The 19,217-nt window shown below is 72.3% G+C and carries 18 protein-coding genes; 8 read left to right on the top strand and 10 right to left on the bottom strand.

Annotated elements, in window-relative coordinates; all coding sequences use genetic code 11:
* Nucleotides 1-34 precede the first annotated feature (34 nt).
* Both NZH93_RS01140 and NZH93_RS01145 read right to left on the bottom strand, forming a co-directional pair.
* A complete protein-coding gene (locus tag NZH93_RS01140; protein WP_259620960.1) occupies nucleotides 35-1,345 on the bottom strand; it encodes a hemolysin family protein in 1,311 nt (436 codons plus the stop codon).
* A gap of 74 nt (nucleotides 1,346-1,419) precedes the next feature.
* Complete coding sequence (locus NZH93_RS01145) at nucleotides 1,420-2,382, bottom strand: helix-turn-helix transcriptional regulator (protein WP_259620961.1); 963 nt, start codon at nucleotides 2,380-2,382, stop codon at nucleotides 1,420-1,422.
* A gap of 62 nt (nucleotides 2,383-2,444) precedes the next feature.
* On the opposite strand from NZH93_RS01145, the gene NZH93_RS01150 reads away from it, so the two are divergent.
* From NZH93_RS01150 to NZH93_RS01165, 4 genes are all read left to right on the top strand, one after another.
* Nucleotides 2,445-3,062, top strand: coding sequence for a DinB family protein (locus tag NZH93_RS01150; RefSeq protein WP_372506452.1), 618 nt, complete (start codon nucleotides 2,445-2,447; stop codon nucleotides 3,060-3,062).
* Nucleotides 3,063-3,123: 61 nt separating this feature from the next.
* Complete coding sequence (locus tag NZH93_RS01155; protein ID WP_259620962.1) at nucleotides 3,124-3,537, top strand: DUF1761 domain-containing protein; 414 nt, start codon at nucleotides 3,124-3,126, stop codon at nucleotides 3,535-3,537.
* A 45-nt stretch (nucleotides 3,538-3,582) separates the two neighbouring features.
* On the top strand, nucleotides 3,583-4,614 hold the full coding sequence (locus NZH93_RS01160; RefSeq protein WP_259620963.1) for an aldo/keto reductase: 1,032 nt from the start codon (nucleotides 3,583-3,585) through the stop codon (nucleotides 4,612-4,614).
* Nucleotides 4,611-5,708: a winged helix DNA-binding domain-containing protein gene (locus NZH93_RS01165; protein ID WP_259620964.1), complete on the top strand. Its 1,098-nt coding sequence runs from the start codon at nucleotides 4,611-4,613 to the stop codon at nucleotides 5,706-5,708. The genes NZH93_RS01160 and NZH93_RS01165 overlap by 4 nt, the downstream gene beginning before the upstream one ends.
* Nucleotides 5,709-5,714: 6 nt before the next feature.
* On the opposite strand, the gene NZH93_RS01170 is transcribed toward NZH93_RS01165, so the two are convergent.
* A complete protein-coding gene (locus NZH93_RS01170; RefSeq protein ID WP_259620965.1) occupies nucleotides 5,715-8,993 on the bottom strand; it encodes a P-loop domain-containing protein in 3,279 nt (1,092 codons plus the stop codon).
* Nucleotides 8,994-9,177: 184 nt separating this feature from the next.
* On the opposite strand from NZH93_RS01170, the gene NZH93_RS01175 reads away from it, so the two are divergent.
* The gene (locus tag NZH93_RS01175) at nucleotides 9,178-9,933 is read left to right on the top strand and encodes a hypothetical protein (protein ID WP_259620966.1); all 756 of its coding nucleotides are present in this window, start codon (nucleotides 9,178-9,180) and stop codon (nucleotides 9,931-9,933) included.
* Nucleotide 9,934: 1 nt separating this feature from the next.
* Here NZH93_RS01175 and NZH93_RS01180 read toward each other — a convergent pair whose 3' ends face one another.
* The 5 genes from NZH93_RS01180 to NZH93_RS01200 are packed head-to-tail and all read right to left on the bottom strand — an operon-like array spanning nucleotide 9,935 to nucleotide 14,066.
* Nucleotides 9,935-10,780, bottom strand: coding sequence for a MurR/RpiR family transcriptional regulator (locus NZH93_RS01180; RefSeq protein WP_259620967.1), 846 nt, complete (start codon nucleotides 10,778-10,780; stop codon nucleotides 9,935-9,937).
* Nucleotides 10,781-10,788: 8 nt separating this feature from the next.
* Entirely contained in the window at nucleotides 10,789-11,697 is a 909-nt protein-coding gene (locus NZH93_RS01185) for an ABC transporter substrate-binding protein (RefSeq protein WP_259620968.1), read from the bottom strand.
* Nucleotides 11,694-12,368 carry an ABC transporter permease gene (locus NZH93_RS01190; RefSeq protein ID WP_259620969.1) on the bottom strand — a complete coding sequence of 225 codons (675 nt, stop codon included), beginning with the start codon at nucleotides 12,366-12,368 and terminating at the stop codon, nucleotides 11,694-11,696. The genes NZH93_RS01185 and NZH93_RS01190 overlap by 4 nt, the downstream gene beginning before the upstream one ends.
* Before the next feature lie 4 nt (nucleotides 12,369-12,372).
* Nucleotides 12,373-13,008, bottom strand: a complete 636-nt coding sequence (locus NZH93_RS01195; RefSeq protein WP_259620970.1) for an ABC transporter permease — start codon at nucleotides 13,006-13,008, stop codon at nucleotides 12,373-12,375.
* On the bottom strand, nucleotides 13,005-14,066 hold the full coding sequence (locus NZH93_RS01200) for an ABC transporter ATP-binding protein (protein WP_259620971.1): 1,062 nt from the start codon (nucleotides 14,064-14,066) through the stop codon (nucleotides 13,005-13,007). The genes NZH93_RS01195 and NZH93_RS01200 overlap by 4 nt, the downstream gene beginning before the upstream one ends.
* A 139-nt stretch (nucleotides 14,067-14,205) precedes the next feature.
* Here NZH93_RS01200 and NZH93_RS01205 point away from each other — a divergent pair, with 139 nt between their 5' ends.
* Nucleotides 14,206-15,684 carry an aromatic amino acid ammonia-lyase gene (locus NZH93_RS01205; protein ID WP_259620972.1) on the top strand — a complete coding sequence of 493 codons (1,479 nt, stop codon included), beginning with the start codon at nucleotides 14,206-14,208 and terminating at the stop codon, nucleotides 15,682-15,684.
* On the opposite strand, the gene NZH93_RS01210 is transcribed toward NZH93_RS01205, so the two are convergent.
* Nucleotides 15,681-16,271 carry a TetR/AcrR family transcriptional regulator gene (locus NZH93_RS01210; protein ID WP_259620973.1) on the bottom strand — a complete coding sequence of 197 codons (591 nt, stop codon included), beginning with the start codon at nucleotides 16,269-16,271 and terminating at the stop codon, nucleotides 15,681-15,683. The two genes, NZH93_RS01205 and NZH93_RS01210, sit on opposite strands and share 4 nt — an antisense overlap.
* A 106-nt stretch (nucleotides 16,272-16,377) precedes the next feature.
* Here NZH93_RS01210 and NZH93_RS01215 point away from each other — a divergent pair, with 106 nt between their 5' ends.
* Complete coding sequence (locus NZH93_RS01215; RefSeq protein WP_259621430.1) at nucleotides 16,378-17,217, top strand: alpha/beta fold hydrolase; 840 nt, start codon at nucleotides 16,378-16,380, stop codon at nucleotides 17,215-17,217.
* On the opposite strand, the gene NZH93_RS01220 is transcribed toward NZH93_RS01215, so the two are convergent.
* Complete coding sequence (locus NZH93_RS01220) at nucleotides 17,201-18,280, bottom strand: enoyl-CoA hydratase/isomerase family protein (RefSeq protein WP_372506453.1); 1,080 nt, start codon at nucleotides 18,278-18,280, stop codon at nucleotides 17,201-17,203. The genes NZH93_RS01215 and NZH93_RS01220 overlap by 17 nt on opposite strands.
* 412 nt (nucleotides 18,281-18,692) lie before the next feature.
* On the opposite strand from NZH93_RS01220, the gene NZH93_RS01225 reads away from it, so the two are divergent.
* A complete protein-coding gene (locus NZH93_RS01225) occupies nucleotides 18,693-19,211 on the top strand; it encodes an SCO2322-related protein (RefSeq protein ID WP_259620975.1) in 519 nt (172 codons plus the stop codon).
* Nucleotides 19,212-19,217 lie beyond the last annotated feature (6 nt).

Below are 19,217 nucleotides of genomic sequence, written 5' to 3' on the forward strand. Positions count from 1 at the left end.
GTCGGCGCTTCCCGGCCGACCACGACCGCCGGGGTCACCCCTGCTCCACCTCGTCCTCGTCCTCGTCCGCCTTCGCCTTCGCGGCACGGCGCAGCCGCACCGACGTGATCGCGTGCCGCTCGGCGCCGAGCACCTCGACGCTCCAGCCCGAGACCTCGACCCGGTCCCCCGGCTCCTCGGGGATCCGCCCCAGCAGGACCAGCACGAGGCCCGCGATGGTGGTGTAGTCGCCGTCCGGCGCCTCGGGCAGTTCCACGCCGATGTCGACCAGGTCGTGGATCGGGAACGTGCCCGCCAGCACCATCGACCCGTCCGGGTCCGTGCGGACCGCCATGACGTCGCGGTCCGTCTCGTCGTAGATCTCGCCGACGACCTCCTCCAAGAGGTCCTCCAGCGTCACGATGCCCTCGACCGCGCCGTGCTCGTCCAGCACCAGCGCGAACTGCTCGTGCTCGGCCTTGAAGCGGCGCAGCGCGTCGGCGACCCGCAGCGAGTCCGGCAGCACCACGGCCTCGCGAGCGCGGTCCACCAGCACGCCTTCGTCGACCAGCAGGTCGCGCAGGTGGACCACGCCGACCACGTCGTCCAGGTGCCCGTCCCGCGCCACGGGCGCACGGGAGAAGCCGGACGCGGCCAGTTCGGACCGCGCCTGCGCGACGCTCAGCTCCGCGTCCAGGGTGAAAACGGCCCGGCGTGACACCAGCACCTCCTTCAGCCTGCGCTCGTGGATCTCCAGCGCGCCGTTGATGATCATGCGCTGCTCCGCGTTGAGCCCCCGCTGGCTCGCGACCAGCTCCCGCAGCTCCTCGGGGGTCAGGTCCTCGCTGTCCGCGTCCGGGTTGCCGCCGAACAGCCGCACGACCACGTTGGTCGCGGTGCTCAGCGTCCACACCACCGGGCGCGAGATCGTCGACAGGAAGTCCAGGGGCCGCACCACGAGCAGCGCCCACCTCAGCGCGTACTGCATCGCCAGCCGCTTGGGCGCCAGTTCGCCGAACACCAGGGTCACGAACGTCAGCACGATCGTCACCAGCGCCACGGCGACGGCGTTCGCCCCGCCGCCGAGGAACCCGAACAGCGGCACCAGCGGTTGTGCCAGCGACACCGCCGCGGTCGCCGACGCGAGGAACCCGGCCAGCGTGATGCCGATCTGGATGGTCGCTAGGAACCGGTTCGGGTCGCGGGCCAGCCGCACCAGCGTGCGCGCGCTCCGCCCGCCCTCCCGCTCCAGCGCCCGCAACTGCCCCTCGCGCAACGAGATCAACGCCATCTCGCTGCCCGCGAACACCGCGTTGATCAGCACCAGCACCGCGACCAGCACGATGTCGAAGCCGTATTCACCCACTTGATCCCCACCCCGACTCCGGTACATCCGTCCGGGTGATTGGACCGCACCTGACGATCACCCGCGACACCGCCCTAGTCCCGCGCCGCGGCGGCGTAGCGGCGGGCCAGGTGGGCGAAGGCGTCCTTCAGCTCGGGCGGCCCGACGACCTCGATGTCGGCGTCGAACCGGCCGACGGCCGCGGCCAAGCCCGCCCACGACCACGAGGTGAGGACCAGGCGGCAGCGGTCCGGGCCGAGCGCCTCGACGAGCCCGTCGCCGACGTACGGGGACACGGCCCGAGCGGGGAGGTCGAGGATCACCTCCCCGCGGCACGGCAGGCCGCCCTCGCCCTGGAACCTGCCGACCACGAACGCGGCCACGTCCCCGCCCGGCAGGTCGCGTGGTGTGAAGCGCGGCCCGGTGGGCGTGCGCGGGGTGATCCGGTCAGCGCGGAAGGTGCGCCAGTCGTCGCGGTCGAGGTCCCAGGCCACGAGGTACCAGCGCCCGCTCCAGGTGACGAGGTGGTGGGGCTCCGCCCGGCGCGGCGGCGTGTCCGCGTCGGCGCCGGGCGAGGTGTAGTCGAAGCGCAGGACCTCGCGGGCGTGGACGGCGGCGCCGAGCGCCACGAGCACGGCGGTGTCCACCTGCGGGGTCGGTCGGACCGCGGGCCGTTCGACCGCGGTGACCTGGAAGGTGTCGATGCGGCGGCGCAGCCGTGCGGGCATCACCTGCCGGACGGTGTTCAGCGCGCGCACGGCGGCCTCCTCGATGCCCGCGCCCGCGGTGATGGAGATCTGGAGCGCGACGGCGAGCGCCACGGCCTGCTCGTCGTCGAACAGCAGCGGCGGCAGTTCGGCGCCCGCGTCGAGCCGGTAGCCCCCTTCGGGGCCCTTGAAGGCCGCGATCGGGTAACCCAGCTCGCGCAGGCGGTCGACGTCGCGGCGCACGGTGCGCGAGCTGATGTCCAACCGTTCGGCCAGCAGCGCCCCCGGCCAGTCCCGCCGTGACTGGAGCAGCGAGAGCAGCGACAGCAGCCGTGCCGAAGTTTTCTGCATGAATCGATGGTGCCATGGAGAAGCGGCCACACCCTGTCCTCTTCCCCTGCGACTGTTGTGCCGTGCCCGACACCGAGGACGACCGGAAGGACCCGATCACCGTGACCGCCACGACCACCTCCACCCCGACGCTCGACGCCGAGCGGACCGAGCTGCTCGCCGCCCTGTCAGCCGCGCGATCCGCGCTGGTCAGGACCACGCAGGGGCTGACTGACGAGCAGGTCGGCGAACGCCCGACGGTCAGCGACCTCTGCCTGGGCGGCCTGGTCAAGCACGTCGCGTCCATCGAGGAGGGGTGGCTGCGCTTCGCGGTCGAGGGACCGTCCGCGATGAGCTACGACCTGCCGGAGGGCGTCACCTGGGCGGAGTTCGCCGCCGGGACCGCCCGCGAGTTCCCGAAGTGGGCGATCGACCACCAGAACGAGTTCCGGATGCAGCCCGGCGACACGCTGGCCGGGATCCTCGCGCGCTACGAGGAGGTCGCCGCCCGCAGCGCGGAGGTCGTCGCCTCGATCCCCGACCTGTCCGCGACCCACCCGCTGCCGGAAGCCCCGTGGAACGAGCCGGGAGCCGTGCGCAGCGTGCGCGGGGTGCTGGCGCACCTCATCTCCGAGACCGCGCAGCACGCCGGGCACGCCGACATCCTGCGCGAGGCGCTCGACGGTCGTAAGTCCAGTTGATCCCCCGCCGGGCGGCGACCGCTCGCCGCCCGGCACCCCCACACCCCTTTCGGAGATGACGATGTTCGACGTTCTCGGCGATGTGAACTGGATCGGCGTCCTGGTCGCCTTCCTGGCCCTGTCCGCGCTGGGCGGCCTGTGGTTCGCCGTGCTGTTCGGCAAGTTGTACAACGCCTCGCTGGGGCGGGACGCGGCGGCGAAACCCGTGGCGTCACCCCTGTTCTTCGCCGGGCCGCCGCTGGTGGCACTGGTGGTCAGCACGACCAGCGCGTTCCTGATGGCCGTGCTGAAGATCGACTCCTTCCCGGACGCGCTGCTGTTCGGCCTGGTCGTCGGCGTCGGGTACCTGGCGGCCAACACGGTCATGATCGCGATCAACCCCAACTTCCCGCGCCCGCTGCTGTACGCGCTGATCTCGGGGTCGTACAACCTCGTCGGCAGCCTGCTGACCGCGGGCCTCCTGGTCGCGATCTAGCCGCCCCATCCCGCACACCCCACCGAACCAGGGAAAGATGACACCGTGAAGACGCGCGAACTGGGGCGGACCGGTATCCGGGTCAGCCCGTACTGCCTGGGCACCATGATGTTCGGCCAGGCGGGCAACCCCGACGCCGACGAGTGCGCCCGGATCGTCCACAGGGCACTGGACGCGGGGATCAACTTCGTCGACACCGCAGACGTGTACTCCGGCAGCGAGTCGGAGGTGATCCTCGGCAAGGCGCTCAAGGGCAGGCGCGACGACGTCGTGCTGGCCACCAAGGTCAACGGCTCGATGGGCGCCGACCCCAACCGGGGCGGCAGCTCGCGGCGGTGGATCGTCACCGAGGTCGAGCACTCGTTGCGGCGACTGGGAACCGACCACATCGACCTCTACCAGGTCCACCACCCGGACCCGCTGACCGACGTCGAGGAGACGCTGTCCGCGCTGACGGACCTGGTGCGCGACGGCAAAGTGCGAGCCATCGGCTCGTCGAACTTCCTCGCGTCGGAGATCGTGGAGGCGCAGTGGGTCGCCGAAAGGCGTGGCCTGCACCGCTTCCGCACCGAGCAGCCCACGTACTCCGTCCTCAACCGCGCCGTCGAGCACGAGGTCCTGCCCACGTGCCAGAGGTACGGCATGGGCGTGCTCGTGTGGAGCCCGCTGGCGTCGGGGATGCTGACCGGCCGCTACCGCAAGGGCATGGCCAGGCCGGACAACGCGCGGATGCACTGGGTGTCGCGGCACCTGACCGACGAGCGCAAGCTCGACGCCGTCGAACAGCTCATCCCGGTGGCCGCGGAGGCGGGCCTGTCGCTGACCCACCTGGCGATGGCGTTCGCCGTCGCCCACCCCGGCATCACCTCCGCCATCATCGGTCCTCGCACGCTGGACCACCTGGAGGACCTACTGGCGGGCGCCGCGACCGTGCTGGACGACGCCGTCCTCGACCGGATCGACCGGATCGTGCCGCCGGGGACGGACCTCGGCCCGATCGACGTGGCCTACGTCCCGCCCGCCATCGCCCGCACGGCGCTGCGCAGGCGTCCGGCCGACGAGCGGGCCGCGGCGTGACCGTCCTCGACACCCGTGCGCTCAACCGCGCCACGCTGGCCAGGCAGTTGCTGCTCGACCGGGCCGACCTGCCCGCGGTCGACGCGGTCGAGCACCTCTGCGGCCTCCAGGCGCAGGAGCCGCAGGAACCGTTCGTCGGGCTCTGGTCGCGGCTGCGGGCCTTCACCCCGGCCGCGCTCTCGGACCTGGTGACCGGGCGGCGGGTCGTGCGCACGCACCTCATGCGCCGCACCGTCCACCTGCTCGCGGCCGAGGACGTGCTCGCGTGGCGGGCGCGGCACGACGCCATGCTGCGGCAACGGGTGCTCGGGGTGTACCGCGGCGAGTTGGCCGGGGTCGACCTGGACCAGCTCGCCGCGGCGGCCCGCGACCTGATGGCCGACGACGAGCCCCGCGCGATGGCCGAGATCGCACGGGCGCTGGCCGACCGCTGGCCGGCGCCGGGCCCGCGCGCACTGGGCGAGATGGTGGTCGCCGCCCTCGTCCCGATGGCCCAGCTACCGCCCCGCGGCCTGTGGCGCACCAGGGCGGGCGTCCGCAACCTCCCGCTGACCTCGTGGCTGGGCCAGGACATCGCCGCTCTGCCGGACGACGCCGCCGACCCGGTCGGCCAGACCCTGCTGCGCCGCTACCTGGCCGCGTTCGGCCCCGCCGCCACGGCCGACCTGCGCGCGTGGAGCGGCCTGGCAGGCCTCCCCGCCGCCGTGACCGCCCTGCGCGACGACCTGGTCTCCTTCCGCGACGACCGTGGCCGCGAACTCCTCGACCTGCCAGACGCCCCCCGCCCCGACCCGTCCACCCCCGCGCCGGTCCGGTTCCTCCCGGCGTTCGACAACGCGATCCTCGGCTACCACGACCGGAGCCGGATCATCGACGACGAACACCGCGGCCTGTCGGTGGCGGGCGAACGCGTGGTGCTGCTCGACGGGCGCGTCTCGGCGACGTGGAAGGTCACGGCGGACACCGTCTCGGTGACCCCGCTGCGGACGTTCTCGCGAGCCGAGCGGGCTGCGGTGGTGGAGGAGGGGGAAAGCGTGGCGACGTTCCTGTCGGACGGGGAGAGCAGCCGGGCGTCGGTGGGCGAGGTTCCTTGACGAGGGTCACGCCTGTTCGCCGAGCAGACCGTCGCAGACCGCGAGCACGACTTCCGGTTCGATCCGGGCGAGGACGTCGAGCGTCGCGGTCCACCTGCGCAGGCGCAGCACGGAGGCGATGAGGGCGCGTGCCTCGGTGTCGTCGCTCCGAGACGCGATGGAGACCAGGGCACGGGCCTTCAAGTCCGGGTCGCCGATGGTGTCGGCCAACGGCCGAGCCTTCTCCACGTCGTCGGCCACCACGGACACCAGCTCGGCGACGGCTCGGTCGCGCCACCGGGGCACCGCGATCGACTTGGCCAGGGATTCTGCCTTCGTGATGTCACCGGAGGCGGCCACCGCCGTCACGGTCTCGCTCATCGCCGCGGCCCGCTGGGCGGTGAAGGCGATCGTCGAAGCGAGGGCTTCCGCCGCCACCGAGAGCCGCGACGCCGCGTCGCGATTCCCGTTGGCCGCCTCCACGACGGCCAATTCCGTCAGTGCCCTGGTCCGCCAACGCGGGTCGGCGATCCCGTCCGCCATGGCGGTGGCCCACGCCGCGTCCCCGCCGTGGGCCACCGCGCTCGCCACGGCGATCACTGCCAGCGCCCGGAGATCGGCGTCGGCGATCGTCGCGGCGACCACTCCTGCCCGGTCGACGTCACCCCTGCGCGCCACTGCGACCGTGACGTCGAGCAACGCCTGTGCCCGCAGGCGTTCGTAACCGATGGAGCGGGCCAGTGCTTCGGCCTGCTCGACGTCGCCGTGCTCGGCCAGACCTGCCGAGAGCCCGGCGCACACCTCCGCTCGCTCGCGCGTGAGCCTGATGGCGCGGACAGCGGTCAGCACCGCGCCGGCGGTCCGCCCGGCCAGCGCGCCGCCACCCACCGCGGCCCGGTGGACAGAGATCAGTGCTCGCCCTCGCCAGAACGGATCGGTGATCGCACGAGCGATCGCCTCCGCCCGGTCCAGCTCCTGCCTCGCGGACATCAGCGCGACCAACTCGGACGTCGCGTGGCCTCGCCTGCCGGTCACCTCAAGGGTGTCCGCCAGTTTCTCCGCACGGGTGAGGTCACCGGTCGCGACAACGGCCCTGAGCACGGCCATCACCACGTCAGGCCGCTGCGCCAGAGGATGGCTGATGCGCGCCAGCCTTTCCGCTCCGGTCGCGAGGTCCTCCGCGCGCCGGGTGTCGCCCGTCTCCGCCACCGGTATGACCAGATCGGTGAGCGACCGCGCTCGCCAGCGCGGGTTGTGGATGGTGGTGACGATCGCTTCGGCCTTGGCGATGTCACCGGTGCGGGCGACCGCTCTGACTATCCTCCCCAACGCCTCCCACCGCTCGACCCCGCGCGGGATCCTCTGGGCGAGCGCCAAGGCGTGGGACAGCTTGCCCGCGGTGATGGCGTCAGCCACCAGATCGGGTGACGGCTGCCGCCACCGCTTCCTCCTGTTGAGTTCGAGCGCCGGTGGTTCTCCCAAGACGGGCGGTTGCTCGATGGTGCGGGCGATCGATGCCGCTCCCACCTCGTCACCGGTCGACGCCACGGCCTCCACCACGGTCGTCAACGCCCGCGTCCGCTGGACCTGGTCCGGCAGCGACCAGGCCAGTGCTTCGGCCCTGGCGTGGTGCCCGAGCCGGGTCCACGCCTCCGGCAGCCCCGGCGGGATCAGGAAGTTCCGATCGCTCAACTCGGCCCGGTAGATCACCAGCCGGATCATCGAGGACAGATCCGGATCCTGACCGTCCACGGCGTCCTGCGCACCTGCGATCTCGATCAGCGCGGCGCTGTCGCCGCCGGTCAGGTCGAGCATCCGCTCGTGGCGGGACCGGTCCAGCGCGCACCCCACCAGCCGCGAGGTCTCGCCGAGTTCGCGCAGCAACCAGAAGTACCCCCGCAGCAGGTACTCCGGAGTTCCGATCGGCCATCCCCGCTCCCGGTACCGATCGGCCCAGAGGTGCAACCGCTGCCGGTAGCCCGCCACCCGAGCCTCGCCGAGCATCCGGATCGCGTCCTGCTGGAGTTGCTCGTGGGCCAGCAGGTACACGCACGGCGCGCTGTCGGGTCCCCAGTGGACGGTCCGGCGGCTGAACGTCCGCCCGGACACCGCTCGTAGCTGTTCCTCGACCTCCCACGCCGGCCATCCGGTCAGGTCGGCGAGGTCTCGCCCGCTCAGGCCGCCACCCGCCGCGGCCACCACGCCCAGCAGGTCCCGTTCCGCGGGGGTGCCGCGCAGCAGGTGGTTGAGCTCCCGCTGAGCGTCCACCCGCACCACGTCCGCGTGCTCCGAGCGCTCCAAACGCCGGACCACGCGCTTGTCCCGCAACGGATGCCGCTCGGGTACGTCAGCAGGGATGGGCGGATCGGGCCGCCCGGCCACCACGACGCGCAAGCCCCCGATCGGGCGGGCGGGCAGGAGCGCGGCGATGCTGTGCCCGTCCGGCCCGACGGTCACACCACGATCCTCGTCGAGGCCGTCCACGACGAGGACGAGCCGCTCACCGCGTTCCCGGCAGGTGGTCGCCGCCTGGGCCAGCAACCGGAGCAGGTGCGCGTCCCGCGTCGCGTCGGTGAGCAGTTCGGGCAACGGCTGCCCCAGGATTTCCGCCACCTGTTCGAGGACTACCTCGGCGAACGCCGTTTTGTTGTTCTGACTGGACAACCGAGCGGTGACGAAGAAGGACACGACTCGGACACCGGGTGGCGGGTGCAGCACGAGCCACGACATCAGCGCGGACTTCCCGGCCCACGCGGACGCCTGCCACCACCTGTAGGACGCCCCGTGGTCGTCGCTCGCGCACCAGGCGGCCAACTCGGCCAGTTCGTCGTCCCGGTCGTGCAGCACGTCCGGCGCCAGACGAGCGACCTGTTCCAGGTAGGCGGAGCGAACCGCGGGCCTTCGACGCGGCTCCTCCCCGTCTGGCGCGTGGACGTGGACGTCACCGTGGATGTCGCGAGCCTGCAAGACCGAACCGCCGGCGTCGATCGCGACGTTGCGCGTTCCCCCCGCTCCCCGGTCCGCGCACTCGTCGTGCAGCCGCCGCCAGTGTTGGAGGTCCGTCAGCGGGTCGGGAACGACGGCGGACGTTTCCTCGGCGTGGGCGAGGCACGCTCGGACGAAGGCCAAGACGGTCCGCCACGACGGCACCCGTGACGAGTCCTGCCTGCGCAGTTCGTAGAGGGTGCTCCTGGGCAACCGCTCGTCCCGTCCACGAGCGAGACCGGCCAGCGTCGAAGCCGACGGACGGCCGACGGCGACATCCAGGTCCCGCAACGCGCGCCTCAACCGGCTTGACGAGGTCATCCACGCCATTCTCCCACTTCAGGGCCTCCGAACGAGGCGACTCACCCCGGTGGAGCATCGCCGATCAGGACGTTCCACCAAATCCCGGCCGCACCACCACCTCGTAACGCACCAGCTTCGCGGGCGATCCCCTGGGCAGGGAGCCGTGCCGCTCAGGGGGGACCTCGTGACCACCGGTGTTCGCTTGACCGATCCGCGTCCGCTCCTCCCCCTGGCGCTGATCGCCGCCCTGCTCGGGGTGTCGGCGTTGTTGGCGCTGGTCGCGCCCAGCCGCGTCACCGGCGGCGTCTACCAGGTGGACGTCGGCGGTGACGTGATCGCCACCGAATCCCTGTCCTGCCACCGGGTCGGGGACACCGCGGCCTGCGTGGTGCCGGTCGGGGGACGGGAGTTGGCGATCACCGTCGTGTACCCCCACCCGAACCCGGTCCAGCCGGGCACGTGCACGGCCGTCCACGGGGATCGCCGGGTGGCGTGCACGGCGCACGTCCTCGGTTACGGGCACGCCTCGCAGTCGGTGTGGATCGACGAGGACCTCGGGCTGACCGAGGACGAACGGGCCCGGTTGCGGGACGCCGTGCCGTGGTGGCGGTCGGCCGAGTGGCTGCCGGTGGCGATACCGGCGGTGCTCGTCGTCGGGATGGCCGGTGCGGCGTTCGTGCTGGGCGGGCGGGTCCGGCAAGCCGCGCGGTGGCGGTTGCCGGTGGCGATCGGGACCGGTCTGCTCGGGGTGGTGCCGATCGGCACCGGTTTCCTGCTGGGGTGGCCGTCGCTGGTCGCACTGGCGGTGTTGGCGGCCTGGCAGTGGCAGTCGGGCGGGACGAGCGGCGGTGGCCGTGGAGCCCGGTGGGGCCACGCGCTGAGCGCGGGAGCGGCCACCGCCGTCTACTCGGTCGTCACGCTGTTCGTCCTGCTGCTGGACGGCGGGTTCATCGACTGAGTCACTCGGCGAGGAACACCTCCCGCTTCGCGACCGTGCTCTCGAAGCGCTCCAGGCTCGCCTGCTGGTCGGTCGGCAGGGCGTTGAGCATCACGTGCAGCAGCGCCGACGAGAGCGCGGTCGACGCCGCGTGCGAGTCGAACGCGAAATCGGAACTGACCGGCGCGGCGAGCACCACCTCCGCGTGCTCGGTGAGCGGGTTGATCGGTTGGTCGCTGACCAGCACCCTGGTCAGCCCGGCCTTGCCCGCCCAGGCGAGCGCGTCGCGCGTCTCCCTCGGGTAGCGGGGCAGCGCGAACGCGAGCACGCAGGTCGCGCCCGCGTCCACGGCCCTGGTCAGCCCGTCCTCCATCAGCGTGCCGGGAACGTCGAGCACCCGGACGTCGAGGTGGACCTTCGCCGCGAAGTAGCCGAACAGCCGGGCCTGCGGCGCGGACACCCGCAGGCCCAGCACCGGCAGCGGTCGGGACGCGGCCAGCAGGGCCGCCGCCTCCCGCAGCGGACCGGGGTCGGCCAGCGAGTCGCGCAGCCACCGCAGGTTCCGGATCTCCGAGTCGACCAACTCCTGGAGGTCGTTGAGGCCCTCGGCCGGTTCGGTGGCGCGGCGGTCGAGGACCAGCGTCCGCAGGGCGGACCGGAACTCCGGGTACCCGTCGAACCCGAGCGCGAACGCGAACCTGGTCACGGACGCCTGGCTCACGCCGACGCGTTCGGCCAGGTCGACCGTGCCGAGGAACGCCGCCTCGTCGGGGTTCTCCAGCAGGTAGCGGGCAATGCGCCGCTGTGCGGGCGAAAGCCGGTGCCGCGCCAGCAGCTCGCGCAGCCCGGCTGTGCCGTCGGTGGCCACGGGCGCCCCTAGGAGGTCAGGCCCTGCTGCTTCAGCCAGGCCTCGGCGACCTTGTCCGGGTCCTCCTTGTCGTTGTCCACCTTGGCGTCGAGCTTGCTCAGCTCGTCGGTCGTCAGCTTGTCGTTGAGCAGCGCCAGCGCGGCCGTCACCTCGGCGGTCGCCTTGGTCTCGTTGATCAGCGGCGCGACGTGCTGCGCGGGCACGAGGTCCTTGCTGTCCTCCAGCACGACCCAGCCCTTGTTCTTGATCGTCACGTCGGTGCTGAACAGGTTCGCGACCTGGATGTCGCCGCCCTCCAGCGCTCCCCTGGTCAGCGGTCCGCCCGCGTCCAACGACTTGAAGTCCTTGAACTCCACGCCGTAGACCTCCTTCAGCCCGATCAGCCCGACGTACCGGGTCTTGTCCTCGGCCGGACCGCCCAGCACCAGCTCCGCGCTCGCCGCCTTCAGGTCGTCGAGCGTCTTCAGCTTGTACTTGTCCGCCGTCTCCTTGGTGACGACGAAGACGTCCTTGTTCTCCGCGCCCGCGTACGGCAGCACCTTCAGGCCCTTGGGCAGCACCGGGGTGAGCGCCGCCTGGACGTCCTCCGCCGACGTCTGCTTGGCGTTCTTGTCCAGGTACTGGAGCAGGCTCCCCTGGTACTCGGGCAGCACGTCGATGTCGCCCTGCTGCAACGCGGGCACGATGATCTCGCGCGAACCGAGGTTCGGCTTGACCGTCACCGACATGCCCTTGGCCTTGAGCACACCGGCGTACAGGTGCCCGAGGATGACGTTCTCGGAGAAGTTGGCGGTGCCGACGACGATCGCGCCCGCGTCCTTGGAACCGCTGTCGGCCGGGTCGAGGCTCGTGACGCCGCCCGAGCAGGCGGTCAGCGAGAACGCGGCGAGCACCGCGGCGGCGAGTCGGACCTTCATCGGTTGCTCCTTCGTAGTCCACGGGGGGTGAGGGGCTTCTGGAGGGCGCGCAGGGCCTGGTCGAGCGCGATGGCGACGACGGCGAGCAGCACCGCGCCCGCCAGCGCCTGCGCGAGGTCCCGCTGCGCGAGACCGTCGAAGACGTAGCGGCCAAGGCCGCCGAAGCCCAGGTAGGCGGCGATCGTCGCCGTCGCCACGACCTGGATGGTCGCGATCCGCACGCCCGCCAGGATCAGCGGGAACGCGAGCGGGACCTCCACCTGCCACAGGACCTGCCACCCGGTCAGGCCGACACCGCGAGCGGCGTCGCGGACGTCGTGGTCGACGGCCGCCATGCCCGCGTAGGTGTTCGTCACCATCACCGGGACGGCCAGCAGCACCAGCGCCAGGTAGATCGGCACCAGGCTGAGGCCGCTGAGCTGGAACGCCAGGATGACCACGCCGAAGCTCGGCAGCGCGCGGCCGAACCCGCTGAGGTTGATGGCCAGGAACGCGCCCCTGCCGGTGTGCCCGATGAGCAGACCGATGGGCAGCGCGATCAGGGCCGCGATGACAGTCGCGACCACCGAGTAGACCAGGTGGGTCCCGACCTGGGCAGGCACGCCGTCCGGCCCGCTCCAGTGCTCGCCGGTGGTGAACCAGCGCAGGATCTCCGCGAACAACTCGCCCACGGCGCTACCTCCCCGTCCGGTGCCACGGCGTCAGCACCCGCTGCACGCCGACCAGCAGGGCGTCGGCCACCAGCGCCAGCAGCAGGGTGATCACGATGCCCGCGATGATCGGCACGCCGAAGTCCCGCTGGAACCCGTCGACGAAGAGCTGCCCCAGCGCCCCCTGGCCGATGACCAGGCCGACGCTGACCAGGCTGATCGTCATCACGGTCGCGATCCGCAGCCCGGCCATGATCACCGGCAGCGCCAGTGGCAGTTCGACGGTCACGAGCGTGCGGACCCGGTCGTAGCCCATCGCGCGGGCCGCCTCCGCGACCTTCGGCGGCACGCTCTCCAGTCCCTCCACGGTGTTCCGCACCAGCACCACCAGCGTGTAGACGGTCAGGCCGACCACGACCGTGGTCGGCGTCAGCCCGGTGAGCGGCAGCAGCAGAGTGAACAGCGCCACCGACGGGATGGTGAACAGCAGGCTGGACACGCCCAGCACCACCGACTTGAGCCGCGGCACCCGGTAGGCCAGCAGGCCGAGCGGCAGCGCGACGAGCAGTCCGAAGAAGACGGCCGTCCCGGTCATCCGCAGGTGCAGCAACGTGATCGTCACCAGGTCGCCCGCGTGGTCGGGGATCCACGACCACTTCACGGGACCAGCACCTCGGACCGGAACCTCGTCGCCGACTCGTTGATCGCCCGCTGGTCGGACACGCCGACGTACCTGCCGGCGGCGTCGACCCGGACCGCCAGGCCGGTCGGTGACGAGACCGTCGCGTCCAGCCCGGCGAGCAGGGAGTCGCCGCCGGACAAGCCGTGCGCCGGGATCAGCGCGCGGTCGGACGACGACCGCCACCCCAGCGGGGTGTCCTGGTCGGACAGCACGAGCACCCACTCGTCGCCGCCGCTCTCGTCGGCCTCGCGGGCGGTCGTGGTCGGCCGCACCGGCACGTCCTCCAGGGTGGCGAGCGACAGCAGCTTCAGGCCGCGTTCCGCGCCGAGGAAGTCGGCCACGAACTCGTCGACCGGGTGCGTGAGGAGTTGGGCCGGGGTGGAGAACTGCACCAGGTGACCGCCGGTGCGGAACACCGCGATCCGGTCACCGAGCTTCACCGCCTCGTCGATGTCGTGCGTGACGAACACGATCGTCTTGCGCAGTTCCGCCTGCAAGCGCAGCAGCTCGTCCTGGAGCAGCGCGCGGACGACCGGGTCGACCGCGCCGAACGGCTCGTCCATCAGCAGGATCGGCGGGTCAGCGGCGAGCGCGCGGGCCACGCCGACGCGCTGCTGCTGGCCGCCGGAGAGCTGGTGCGGGTACCTGCGCCCGAGGTCGGCGGCCAGCCCGACGGTCGCCATCAGCTCCTCGACCCGGTCGCGCACCCGCTTCTTGTCCCACCCCAGCAGCTTCGGCACGGTGGCGATGTTGTCCGCGACCGTGCGGTGCGGGAACAGGCCCGACTGCTGGATCACGTAGCCGATGTCGCGCCGCAGGGTGGATCCGGCGATCTCGCGCACGTCCCGGCCGTCGATCCGGATGACGCCGCTCGTCGCGTCCAGCATCCTGTTGACCATCCGCAGGGTGGTGGTCTTCCCGCACCCGGACGACCCGACGAGAACCGTGATCTCGCCCTCGGGGACCTCCAGGTCCAACTCGTGCACCGCGGTGGTGCCGTCGTCGAACCTCTTGTTCACCGCGTCGAAACTGATCAAAACGATTCACCTCTTGTCATCTGTGAATACGTTCATGCAGGCTTCACTCCGAGTGGACCCGAGTCAAGGCCCCATCGGCCCCGTTCACACCCTGGAAACCACTGCCGACTCGGGCGCCACCTCGTAGGGAAGGCCGCTCATGCACCTGGAAGTCGACGTCCCGGCACCCCTGGTCGCCCCGGTCGTCCTCACCGGACGGACGCTGTCCGCGGACGAGGTCGTGCGGGTCGCCCGGTCCCACGCCCCCGTCGCGCTCGACGACGCCGGGCTCGCCCGCGTCGAGGAGTCGTGGCGCACGGCGCAGGCCCTCGTGCTGCGCCAGGAGGTCTACGGGCGCACCACCGGCGTCGGGGCGAACCGCGCCGATGTCGTCCATCACGAAGACCGTACCGATCACGGCCTGCGCCTGCTGCGCAGCCACGCGGGCGGACTGGGCGACCTGCTCGCCGAGGAGCAGGTCCGCGCCATGATGGTCGTCCGGCTGAACCAGTTGCTGGCGGGCGGCGCGGGCCTGCACGTCACCGTCGTCGAGGCACTGGCGGGCGCCCTCAACGCGGGCACCTACCCGGCCGTGCACGAGTTCGGCGCGATCGGCACCGGCGACCTCACCGCGCTCGCCGAGACCGGCCTCACCCTCATCGGCGAACGCCCCTGGCTCGGGTCGGTCCCCCAGCCGGACCCGATCACCATCGACTCCGGCGACGCGCTGGCGCTGATGAGCAGCAACGCGCTGACCATCGGCATGGCGAGCCTCGCCTGGCACGCGGCCCGGCGGCTGCTCGAGGCGACCCACGTCGTGGCGGCGCTGGCGTTCCTGGCCGTGAACGCCTCCCGCGAGGCGCTGGCCGAACGCGTCCACGCGGGCCGCCCGCACCCCGGCCAGGTCCGGGCGGCGGCCGAGCTGCGCAGGCTGCTGGGCGCGCCGACCGTGCCCGCCGCCCGGATCCAGGACCCGTTCGGCTTCCGCTGCTTCCCGCAGATCCACGGCCCAGCGCTGGACGCGGCCACCGACCTGGGCCGGGTCGTGGAGGTCGAGGTGAACGCCACCGCCGAGAACCCCCTGATCTGGGCCGACGACGACGCGGCGTACCACCACGGCGGCTTCCACTGCGCCTACCTCGGCCAGGCGCTGGACCGGACGCGGCTGGCGCTGCTGCACACCGGCCAGTTGTCCACCGCGCGCCTGGCGACGCTCGTCGAGCCGACCTACACGGGCCTGCGCCCGTTCCTGGCCGACGGCGCCGTCGGCAGCTCGGGCGTGATGATCCTGGAGTACGGCGCGAACTCGGCGCTGGCCGAGGTCCGGCACCTCGCGGAACCCGCGAGCCTGGGCAACGCCGTGGTCTCGCGGGGCATGGAGGAGCACTCCAGCTTCGCCTTCCAGTCCGCCCGGCTGGCGCTGAGGTCGCTGACCGCGTTCCGCCTGCTGCTGGCCTGCGAACTGGTGGCCGCGCTCCGGGCGCTCCGCCTGCGGGGCACCACCCCCGCCGACGGCACCCCCGTCCGCGCCGCCTACGACCTGGCCGTCGCCAGGCTGAACCCGAGCACGGTCGACCGCCAGCTCAGCCCGGACGTCGAGGTGGCCGCGGCCCTGCTCGACGAGTTCGCGGACCTCTAGCGCGCGGACGCCAGCCCGAGCAGCGCCGTGTCCACGGCGGCGACGAGCCGTCGCGGGTCGGGGTCGGCCTTGACGATCACCTGGAGCCCCTCCAGCAGCATCGTCAGCATGGCCGCGGCCGCCGGGACGTCCAGCGTGGCGGCGGCCTCCCCGGTGCGGACGGCCGCTTCCAGGCCCTGGCGGAACCCGTCCTCAACGACGGTCAGGACCTCGTGGACGCTGCACGCGACCGCCGGGTCGCCCGGCAGCAGTTCGCCCGCCGCGTTCGCGATCAGGCAGCCGCGCGGGGCGTCCTGCTCGGCGGCCACCTCGATCCAGCCGAGCAGCACGGCCCGGATGCGGGGCAGCACCGGGCCTCCCGCCAGCAGCGCGGGGGCCAGGGTGCGGGCCTTGCTGTCGCGGTAGTGGGCCAGCGCGGCCAGGAAGAGCCCGTGCTTGTCGCCGAACGTGCGGTACAGCGAGCCGGGGTGCACGCCGAGTTCGGCCGTGAGGTCGGTGACGGACGTCCCCTCGTAGCCCTTGGTCCAGAACAGCTCCATGGCGCGGTCGACGACGTCCTGCTCGTCGAAGGTGCGTGGGCGTGGCATGGGGGCAGCGTAGCCCAAATTGAACGCGCGCTCACAAACTTGCTAGCTTCGATTTGCGAACGCGCGCTCAACTACCGAGCGTGCCCAACCGTGGAGGCACACCGTGATGATCGAGGGCTTCGAGGACGGCTTCGCCGAGGTGAACGGCACCCGGCTGCACTACGTCATCGGGGGCGAGGGGGATCCGCTGGTGCTCCTGCCGGGCTGGCCGAGGACCTGGTGGCAGTTCCACAAGGTCATGCCGAAGCTGGCGGAGCGCTACCGCGTGATCGCGGTGGACCTGCGCGGCATGGGCGGCTCGGCCAAGCCCGCCGACGGCTACGACAAGAAGACCATGGCCCGCGACGTGCTCGAGCTGCTCCGCTCGCTCGGCCACGACACCGCGCACGTCGCGGGTGAGGACATCGGGGCGATGGTGGCCTACAGCTTCGCGGCGAACCACCCGGAAGCGACCCGGAAGGTCGCGCTGTGGGAGGTGGGCCACCCCGGTCGGCCGTTCACCGAGCTGCGCCTGCTGCCGCAGGACGGCCAACCCGCTCCGTGGTGGTTCGCGTTCAACCAGGTCGACCACCTGCCGGAGCAGTTGCTGGCGGGCCGGTTCCGGCTCCTCGTCGACTGGCTCATCGGCCACCAGGCCATGGACCCGGACGCCTTCAGCGAGGAGACCCGCGCCCTCTACGCCGCCGCGTACGAGGCGCCCGGCGCGGTGCGGGCCTCGAACGGCTGGTACCAGACGTTCGTCCAGGACGTCGCCGACGCGGAGGACTACCCGGTGCTGGCGGCGCCGGTGCTCGCGCTCGGCGGCATCTACTTCCCGTTCGTGCCCGCCCTGCTGGAGGGCCGGGCGAAGGACGTCCGGTTCGTCGAGTTCAAGGGCGCGGGCCACTACCTGGCGGAGGAGCGGCCAGACGACCTCGTGCGGGAACTCGTCACGTTCCTCGGGTAGCCCGTGGCGGCAGGACCAGCTCCCGGTCGCCGAGCGGGGCGAAGAAGTCCTCGACGGCCGCGTCGGTGACCTCCTCCAGCGTCGACGGGGTCCAGCGCGGGGCGCGGTCCTTGTCGATGACCTGCGCCCTGATGCCCTCCGCCAGGTCCGGCGTCCGCAGGCACGCCGTGGACACCCGGTACTCCTGGACGAGGGCCTGCTCGACCGTCTCCAGCTCACGGGCGCGGCGCAGGGACTCCAGGGTGACCTTCAGCGCGGTCGGCGACTTGCCCAGGATCCGCTCGGCCGCGTCCTTCGCGTCGGGGGAACCGAGGTCGAGCAGGTTCGCGACGACCTCCTCGACCGAGTCGGCGGCATAGCACCGGTCGATCCACTCCCGCTCCCCCGGCAGGTCAGCCGGGGGAGCGGGCAGGCTGAAGGCGCGCACGGCGTCGTCGACGTCCACGGCGAGCGCGTCGAGGAAGTCCGGCAGCCGGTCGCTCGGCACGAAGTGGTCGGCGAAGCCGCACGCGATGGCGTCGCCCGCCCCGATCGCCGTCGCGGTCAGCGCGAGGTGCGTGCCCAGCTCGCCCGGCGCGCGGGTCAGCAGGTACGTGCCGCCGACGTCCGGCACCAGACCGATGCCGACCTCGGGCATGGCGAGCCTGGTGCGCTCGGTGACCACGCGGACGCCGCCGTGGGCGGACACCCCGACCCCGCCGCCCATGACGATGCCGTCCATGATCGCGACGTAGGGCTTGGGGTACCGGGCGACGTGCGCGTCGAGCGCGTACTCGTCGCGCCAGAAGTCCAGGGTGCCGGTGCCCCCGGACACGGCGTCGGCGTGGAAGCCCCTGAGGTCCCCGCCCGCGCAGAGGCCGCGTTCACCTGCGCCGGAGATGACGACCGCGCGCACGTCGTCGTCGGCCGCCCAGTCGGTCAGCGCGGCGTCGATCCGCTCGACCACGGCGTGCGTCAGGGCGTTGATCGCCTTCGGGCGGTTCAGGACGACACGGCCGAGACCGCGTTCGCGCCGCAGGAGGACGTCGTCGGGCTCCACCTGGTCACTCCTGTCGGTCCACATCGGACGGTGCGCCCGCTGTCGTCAGCCGAACTTACAGTAGGACGTCCGACCAAATGGGCACCGGGTGAACGACGACACACCCGGCACGCCGGGGCGATCGGCGTGGCGGACGGGTTCCGATCGCGGTGGACGAGGAGCGGTGGTGAACGCTTCTCCGGACGCGGCGACATGGGTTACGGTCCAGGGACGGCCGCGTCGTGCGGCCGGACGACTCGATCCCGCTCCTGGACGGGGGAAGCCGGTCTGAACCCGGCGCTGACCCGCAACCGTGGACGTCGGCCGTGAGCCGCCGTGAGCCGGAATGCCCGCCGGGAGCGGCGCTCGTGAACTGTCGCGGACAGCGGTTCACGGGTGGCCGACCGGCCCTCGTGGCGCGGTCGCCCACCTGTGCCGCCAGGGTGGAGGAGCTGGCATGGGCGGGTTGTCCCTTCGGCGCCGGGTGATGGCGCTGTGCGTTGCCGTGGTGGCGTTCTCGCCGCTGCCCGCGGCGGTCGCCGTGAGCGCTCCGGTCACGGCACTGGTCGGCACCCCCGGCCACTGCCCGGACGCGAACGGCGTCACGGTCGTCGTCGACTACCAGGAACTGGGCGGTACCACGGAGGTCCGCTGCGCGCCCGGACCGCAGGCCACCGGCCTCGCGGCGCTGGAGAACGCGGGGTTCGCCGTCACCGGGACCCAGCGCTGGGGCAAGGCGTTCGTCTGCCGGATCAACGGCCTGCCCACGTCCGCGACCGAGCCGTGCGTGACCACGCCGCCCGCCACCGCCTACTGGTCGTACTGGCACGCGCCGAACGGCGGGGCCTGGACGTACAGCCAGCAGGGCGCGAGCGGCCGTCAGCCCCCGCTCGGCAGCTTCGAGGGCTGGTCGTTCTCGCTCAACCACGGCCCGAACGACAACCCGCCGCCGGACGTGGCGCCGGTGCGGCCGTGAGCGGCG

It is taken from the genome of Umezawaea endophytica (genome assembly GCF_025061645.1).
Classification (GTDB): Bacteria; Actinomycetota; Actinomycetes; order Mycobacteriales; family Pseudonocardiaceae; genus Umezawaea; species Umezawaea endophytica.

Coding starts and splice junctions, on each gene's coding strand:
- NZH93_RS01170 (WP_259620965.1), bottom strand. CDS start 8,993: ATGACCTCGTCAAGCCGGTTGAGGCGCGCGTTGCGGGACCTGGATGTC.
- NZH93_RS01205 (WP_259620972.1), top strand. CDS start 14,206: ATGCACCTGGAAGTCGACGTCCCGGCACCCCTGGTCGCCCCGGTCGTC.
- NZH93_RS01220 (WP_372506453.1), bottom strand. CDS start 18,280: ATGTGGACCGACAGGAGTGACCAGGTGGAGCCCGACGACGTCCTCCTG.
- NZH93_RS01215 (WP_259621430.1), top strand. CDS start 16,378: ATGATCGAGGGCTTCGAGGACGGCTTCGCCGAGGTGAACGGCACCCGG.
- NZH93_RS01210 (WP_259620973.1), bottom strand. CDS start 16,271: ATGCCACGCCCACGCACCTTCGACGAGCAGGACGTCGTCGACCGCGCC.
- NZH93_RS01155 (WP_259620962.1), top strand. CDS start 3,124: ATGTTCGACGTTCTCGGCGATGTGAACTGGATCGGCGTCCTGGTCGCC.
- NZH93_RS01145 (WP_259620961.1), bottom strand. CDS start 2,382: ATGCAGAAAACTTCGGCACGGCTGCTGTCGCTGCTCTCGCTGCTCCAG.
- NZH93_RS01225 (WP_259620975.1), top strand. CDS start 18,693: ATGGGCGGGTTGTCCCTTCGGCGCCGGGTGATGGCGCTGTGCGTTGCC.
- NZH93_RS01185 (WP_259620968.1), bottom strand. CDS start 11,697: ATGAAGGTCCGACTCGCCGCCGCGGTGCTCGCCGCGTTCTCGCTGACC.